Genomic DNA, 6,864 nt, shown 5'->3' on the forward strand with positions numbered 1-6,864 from the left:
CCCGCATAGCTCCACCATCTTTAAGCGTTCTTGTTCGACAAAAAGTCTTACGAGAGCCTTTAAAAATGGTTCAATTTATTGAATCAAGCTCTTTAACAATTTGGAAAGCTGACTGATTGATTACTTACGAGTAATTCAATCAAATTTAAAAGTTCTCAATGTTTATCTTTCATTAGATAAACACAACAAACACATTCAAGTGTCTTGTATTCGATTCAAACTTGTTTGAATCACAATTGAGTCCGGCAAACAGTCATTGAGAATTAACCCTTCTTAATGACAACCAAAAACCTTGGTTAGTTGCCATACGCTAAGACCCTTTCGGGTTGTATGGTTAAGTGACTAAGCGTACACGGTGGATGCCTTGGCAGTCAGAGGCGATGAAAGGCGTAATAACTTGCGATAAGCCCAGATTAGGTAGTAATAACCTTTTGAGTCTGGGATTCCTGAATGGGGAAACCCACTTACATAAGTAAGTATCCTGTTGTGAATACATAGCAACAGGAGGCAAACCGGGGGAACTGAAACATCTAAGTACCCCGAGGAAGAGAAATCAACCGAGATTCCGAAAGTAGCGGCGAGCGAAATTGGATTAGCCCTTAAGCTTTTAATGATGCAGGTGAAGAGTCTGGAAAGTCTCGCAGTAAAGGGTGATAGCCCCGTAACCGACACATCATAATCAGTGAAAACGAGTAGGGCGGGACACGTGATATCCTGTCTGAATATGGGGGGACCATCCTCCAAGGCTAAATACTACTGACTGACCGATAGTGAACCAGTACCGTGAGGGAAAGGCGAAAAGAACCCCTGTGAGGGGAGTGAAATAGAACCTGAAACCGTGTACGTACAAGCAGTAGGAGCACCTTCGTGGTGTGACTGCGTACCTTTTGTATAATGGGTCAGCGACTTAATTTTAGTAGCAAGGTTAACCGTTTAGGGGAGCCGTAGGGAAACCGAGTCTTAACTGGGCGTACAGTTGCTAGGATTAGACCCGAAACCAGGTGATCTAGCCATGGGCAGGTTGAAGGTTGAGTAACATCAACTGGAGGACCGAACCGACTAATGTTGAAAAATTAGCGGATGACTTGTGGCTAGGGGTGAAAGGCCAATCAAACCTGGAGATAGCTGGTTCTCCCCGAAAGCTATTTAGGTAGCGCCTCGGACGAATACTACTGGGGGTAGAGCACTGTTAAGGCTAGGGGGTCATCCCGACTTACCAACCCTTTGCAAACTCCGAATACCAGTAAGTACTATCCGGGAGACACACGGCGGGTGCTAACGTCCGTCGTGGAGAGGGAAACAACCCAGACCGCCAGCTAAGGTCCCAAAGTATAGCTAAGTGGGAAACGATGTGGGAAGGCTCAGACAGCCAGGATGTTGGCTTAGAAGCAGCCATCATTTAAAGAAAGCGTAATAGCTCACTGGTCGAGTCGGCCTGCGCGGAAGATGTAACGGGGCTAAGCTATACACCGAAGCTGCGGCTACGTACCTTAGGGTATGTGGGGTAGGGGAGCGTTCTGTAAGCCGTTGAAGGTGGTCTGTAAGGGCTGCTGGAGGTATCAGAAGTGCGAATGCTGACATGAGTAACGATAAAGGGAGTGAAAAACTCCCTCGCCGGAAGACCAAGGGTTCCTGTCCAACGTTAATCGGGGCAGGGTAAGTCGACTCCTAAGGCGAGGCCGAAAGGCGTAGTCGATGGGAAACGGGTTAATATTCCCGTACTTCTTACAATTGCGATGGGGGGACGGAGAAGGCTAGGTGGGCCTGGCGACGGTTGTCCAGGTTCAAGTACGTAGGCGGGTGGTTTAGGTAAATCCGGACCGCTATTAACGCTGAGATACGATGTCGAGCTACTACGGTAGTGAAGTCATTGATGCCATGCTTCCAGGAAAAGCCTCTAAGCTTCAGATTGTAAGGAATCGTACCCCAAACCGACACAGGTGGTCGGGTAGAGAATACCAAGGCGCTTGAGAGAACTCGGGTGAAGGAACTAGGCAAAATGGTACCGTAACTTCGGGAGAAGGTACGCTCTTATCAGTGAAGTCCCTTGCGGATGGAGCAGACGAGAGTCGCAGATACCAGGTGGCTGCAACTGTTTATTAAAAACACAGCACTGTGCAAAATCGTAAGATGACGTATACGGTGTGACGCCTGCCCGGTGCCGGAAGGTTAATTGATGGGGTTAGACTTCGGTCGAAGCTCTTGATCGAAGCCCCGGTAAACGGCGGCCGTAACTATAACGGTCCTAAGGTAGCGAAATTCCTTGTCGGGTAAGTTCCGACCTGCACGAATGGCGTAATGATGGCCACGCTGTCTCCACCCGAGACTCAGTGAAATTGAAATCGCTGTGAAGATGCAGTGTACCCGCGGCTAGACGGAAAGACCCCGTGAACCTTTACTACAGCTTGGCACTGAACATTGAACCTACATGTGTAGGATAGGTGGGAGACTTTGAAACCGCGTCGCTAGATGTGGTGGAGTCGTCCTTGAAATACCACCCTTGTAGTTTTGATGTTCTAACGTTGGTCCCTGAATCGGGATTACGGACAGTGCCTGGTGGGTAGTTTGACTGGGGCGGTCTCCTCCCAAAGAGTAACGGAGGAGCACGAAGGTGGGCTAAACACGGTTGGACATCGTGTGGTTAGTGCAATGGCATAAGCCCGCTTGACTGCGAGAATGACAATTCGAGCAGGTGCGAAAGCAGGTCATAGTGATCCGGTGGTTCTGAATGGAAGGGCCATCGCTCAACGGATAAAAGGTACTCCGGGGATAACAGGCTGATACCGCCCAAGAGTTCATATCGACGGCGGTGTTTGGCACCTCGATGTCGGCTCATCACATCCTGGGGCTGAAGTCGGTCCCAAGGGTATGGCTGTTCGCCATTTAAAGTGGTACGCGAGCTGGGTTTAGAACGTCGTGAGACAGTTCGGTCCCTATCTGCCGTGGGCGTTGGAAAATTGAAAGGGGCTGCTCCTAGTACGAGAGGACCGGAGTGGACGAACCTCTGGTGTTCGGGTTGTCATGCCAATGGCATTGCCCGGTAGCTAAGTTCGGAATCGATAACCGCTGAAAGCATCTAAGCGGGAAGCGAGCCTTGAGATGAGTTTTCCCTGGCACTATAAGTGTCCTAAAGGGTTGTCGTAGACTACGACGTTGATAGGCAGGGTGTGTAAGTGCTGCGAGGCATTGAGCTAACCTGTACTAATTGCCCGTGAGGCTTAACCATACAACACCCAAGGGGTTTTGTGGACTCAAAGAAAGACCAAACGCTTGAATGAGTTTGAAGAGATAAACTTTTAAATACAGTTTTCCAGATTATTTTGCCTTCAGTTTTTAAAAAAGCTGAAAGTAAAAGCAAAATTTGCTTGGCGACCATAGCATTGTGGACCCACCTGATTCCATGCCGAACTCAGAAGTGAAACACAATAGCGCCGATGGTAGTGTGGGGCTTCCCCATGTGAGAGTAGGACATCGCCAGGCTTTAAATTTTAAAATCGTTTTTAAACGGTTTTTGAATTGCTGATATAGCTCAGCCCGGTAGAGCGCACCCTTGGTAAGGGTGAGGTCCCCAGTTCGAGTCTGGGTATCAGCACCATATTTAGTTGATTTGATTATTCAAGTTAACAACAGAATTTGTTTGACGACCATAGCATTGTGGACCCACCTGATTCCATGCCGAACTCAGAAGTGAAACATAATAGCGCCGATGGTAGTGTGGGGCTTCCCCATGTGAGAGTAGGACATCGTCAGGCTCAAATTGCTTTATGCTGAATAGACACTGCGGAGTGGTAGTTCAGTTGGTTAGAATACCGGCCTGTCACGCCGGGGGTCGCGGGTTCGAGTCCCGTCCACTCCGCCACTTATTAGAAAGCCTAGTCTTATGACTAGGCTTTCGTCATTTCTGGGTATCGATAATTCGGTCTCCAACCACGAGCTCCGGTCGCCTGAGATCCTAGCTACTCCGTCATTTATAATACCAATCCGGAAAATTAACTGATCAGGTCAATCCAATCTCTTGTACACATTTTTGTGACGCGATCTTTGCACTCAAGAAATCCATTCCAAGCGCTACAGACCTTCGAAACAATATCGTTATAATCAATGAAGTTTTGGTTTGCTAGATAGTGTTGCCTTAACCAACTCCACACTTGCTCTATAGGGTTAAGCTCTGGTGAGTATGGCGGCAATTTGATAATACTGACATTATCAAATGGGTTAGCAATATCATCGGTATGCCATCCTGCGCCATCCATTATTACCACTGAATGACGGTCTTTTTCTGTGACTTTAGATATCTGCTCTAGATGGTTTATCATGATGTCTTTGTTAACCCAAGGGACGACCATTGCCTCACCAATCCCTCTCGATGGGCACACTGAGCCAAACAAATAAGCGTATTCAAATTGCTGCTGTTTTACTACGCGAGGTCTCGTTCCACGAGTAGCCCAAAGACGTGTTGTTGTGTTCTGCTGACCAAACCTAGCTTCGTCTTGAAACCAGACATCAACACTCTCTAGCCCAATATGGCCGGGGATCTTAAGGATCGTTTCGATTTGGAATTTTTTTAAAATCGTCTTGTATTTGCTGTGATTGTTTAGGGTGTTTGGAACGAGAAGTTATCCAAGAAAAACCCATGTGGTCGAGGAGATAATAGATGGAATTAGGGTGGTAGTGCTTGTCAAAGTGTTTAACGATGTAGTCATGTATATCGCTTCCAACAAGGCGGCCACCAGAAGGTGATTCAGCTTCTTTTTTTATGAAGGCACTGAGTTGAGCCCGCTGCTCATCGGTGAGGTATGCAGGCCTACCAGTCCGAGGTTTTTCTTGAAGTCCTTCTAGGCCTTCTTCAAAAAAAATCCGAACCCATTTATTGACACTGGTTCGACTGACTTTGAGAGATTTTGCAATTTGTGTACGAGAGAGGCCGTCTTTAAAGTGTGCGAGCGCAAGTAAACGCATCTTCATCTGAATGGTTTTTTGCTGGCTCGCAAGCTTTTTGAAGTCAGTGTTATTAAGGCTATCCATGGCTAAATTTCACAATAATTCATCAATCTTAATTAGATCACATTTTTACTTTAATTGGTATAAATCATAGTGTTTCGCACGTCAGTCGAATAACTTACACAAAAGATTTTCCCGCAGCCCACAGCTCTTAGCTCAGGTGTTCCCCAAAACCAACTCATGATTAGGACTACATCATTTCTGATTCCAGCTGTGAGGTGACTCGAGCATTATTTCAAACGTATATAGCTTTAAGTTTAGCATTCAGATACTCGAGCCATACGCGCTGTAGATGTTTCCTTTATTAAGTGAGTGGCTCTCAGTATTAGTTAACAGCCTTTCGTCTACGAAATCTGACTTCTGCTCTATCTGTGAATCTATAGGATACGTGTAATTAGGGCTCTATCATGGAGGCTTCTGCTAAGAGCGCTATAGCCCTTAATGAGTCGACTTAATAGCTCTTGTTATACATTCAGCTTAAACCACTCTCGATAGCATCAAGCGCTTTGTTCGAAGCATTTCAAAGGATGGAAGCGGAGTAGATTCAGCTTGAAAGGTGAGAGTTGTTAGGTTGCGCTCCAAAGTTGTGCTTAAGGGATATATAAGCTAAGAAATAAAGCATCCCTCGTATCCGTGCCTACACGTGCAGTGAGGTTCATCCCCCAACTGATTGCGATGTTCTCTGGTTCTAGAGGATGGTATTTTAGGATGTTTACCGGTCTGTCTTCGATTCTGATGTGCTTGTTGACTCGATATGAATTAGTTGTTTGACCACTTAGCTCTGAACATATTGATTTCTTGTTGGTTAGTTCAAGTTATGTTTTGGTTATTGCGACTAAGATGAGCTAGAAGGTCACTACTGTTTGCTTAGTAAGAATAGAAAATCCCCGAAACCATCGGCGGATAGTTTTGTGATTATTTTAAGAGCTGGATAAAGCCTTAAACCTAATGGGTCGAATTATGAAATTGAGTTTTAACTTTGAAGATGCGAGCCAGATCTTTGTGGGATCTTTTGCCTTGGCCGTGCCGATTTCTTTTTCTGAAGAGGCTTGGAAGTTAGGGGAGACTTTACCTACCGCTAATCTATTGCTGCTATTTTTACTGTCTGCGGTGTTCTTAGGCTTCTATACGTATGAGAGTGTCTTTCAAAAAGATGTTGTTGCTCGGTTGCCGGTGTTTATTTTCAGAATAGTTATTGCTTATGTTATGACGGCATTGGTCGTTGCTTTGGTACTGACTTGTCTGGACAAATTACCTCTATTGAGTGACCCAGTTGTATCGATCAAAAGAGTGATCGTTATTTCAATGCCTGCCTCTATGGGCGCTATTGTAGTGGATAGTTTTGATAAAGAGTGACCTGTGTTTCAATTTGGATTGAAGCGCCTTACAGAGCTTTTCTAGCGCTTATTTGATTCGTTGTTTAGCTTTCTCATTTCCAGACTTAGCATTGATTTTTTCAACCTATCTCCTGATTAATAAAATGCGTAGTAACGTTACTATAAGTGACTTTTACCTGAACGTGTCGCTTGTTGTTGGGAGATATTGAAGAGCATCAAGTAGCGAAAATTTGTAGCTTTTGAAGGATATGAAAACGGTTGGTTTCTGAATTGAATATGGTATTTGAAAGGTGAGGGTAGTTGTATTGAGAAGTTAGGATCTTTAGATGCAAAAAAGCCGCATCAATGATGCGGCTTCTTTTAATTGGCTCCCCTTGCAAGACTTGAACTTGCGACATACGGATTAACAGTCCGCCGTTCTACCAACTGAACTAAAGGGGAATTGATTGTTTAGTCTCTAATCAAGAGAATGGTGCCGACTACCGGAATCGAACTGGTGACCTACTGATTACAAGTCAGTTGCTCT

Annotated in this window: 2 protein-coding genes, 3 tRNA genes and 3 rRNA genes; 6 read left to right on the forward strand and 2 right to left on the reverse strand. The window is 45.5% G+C overall.

What is annotated here, in order from left to right; all coding sequences use genetic code 11:
* Positions 1-332 precede the first annotated feature (332 nt).
* From A136_RS14365 to A136_RS14385, 5 genes are all read left to right on the forward strand, one after another.
* Positions 333-3,226: ribosomal RNA gene (locus tag A136_RS14365) — 23S ribosomal RNA — on the forward strand.
* A gap of 138 nt (positions 3,227-3,364) precedes the next feature.
* Positions 3,365-3,480: ribosomal RNA gene (gene rrf, locus A136_RS14370) — 5S ribosomal RNA — on the forward strand.
* A gap of 38 nt (positions 3,481-3,518) precedes the next feature.
* Positions 3,519-3,595, forward strand: a tRNA-Thr gene (locus A136_RS14375).
* Positions 3,596-3,636: 41 nt separating this feature from the next.
* A 5S ribosomal RNA gene (gene rrf / locus A136_RS14380) occupies positions 3,637-3,752 on the forward strand.
* 30 nt (positions 3,753-3,782) lie between these two features.
* Positions 3,783-3,859 (forward strand) — tRNA-Asp (locus A136_RS14385).
* 130 nt (positions 3,860-3,989) lie between these two features.
* Here the strand turns inward: A136_RS14385 and A136_RS22310 are convergent.
* A protein-coding gene (locus tag A136_RS22310; RefSeq protein ID WP_102394396.1) for an IS630 family transposase occupies positions 3,990-5,025 on the reverse strand; the annotation gives its coding sequence in 2 pieces (ribosomal slippage) (positions 3,990-4,565 and positions 4,567-5,025; 1,035 coding nt in all).
* 936 nt (positions 5,026-5,961) lie between these two features.
* Between A136_RS22310 and A136_RS14400 the strand changes: the two genes are divergently transcribed.
* A complete protein-coding gene (locus A136_RS14400) occupies positions 5,962-6,357 on the forward strand; it encodes a DUF2391 family protein (protein WP_017060180.1) in 396 nt (131 codons plus the stop codon).
* 346 nt (positions 6,358-6,703) lie between these two features.
* Here the strand turns inward: A136_RS14400 and A136_RS14405 are convergent.
* Positions 6,704-6,779, reverse strand: a tRNA-Asn gene (locus tag A136_RS14405).
* Positions 6,780-6,864 lie beyond the last annotated feature (85 nt).

Source organism: Vibrio crassostreae 9ZC13 (assembly GCF_000272045.2).
Lineage (GTDB): Bacteria > Pseudomonadota > Gammaproteobacteria > Enterobacterales > Vibrionaceae > Vibrio > Vibrio crassostreae_C.

What these genes read in the sequence shown, in the direction of transcription:
- A136_RS14400 (WP_017060180.1), top strand. Translation starts at nt 5,962, where the DNA reads ATGAAATTGAGTTTTAACTTTGAAGATGCGAGCCAGATCTTTGTGGGA.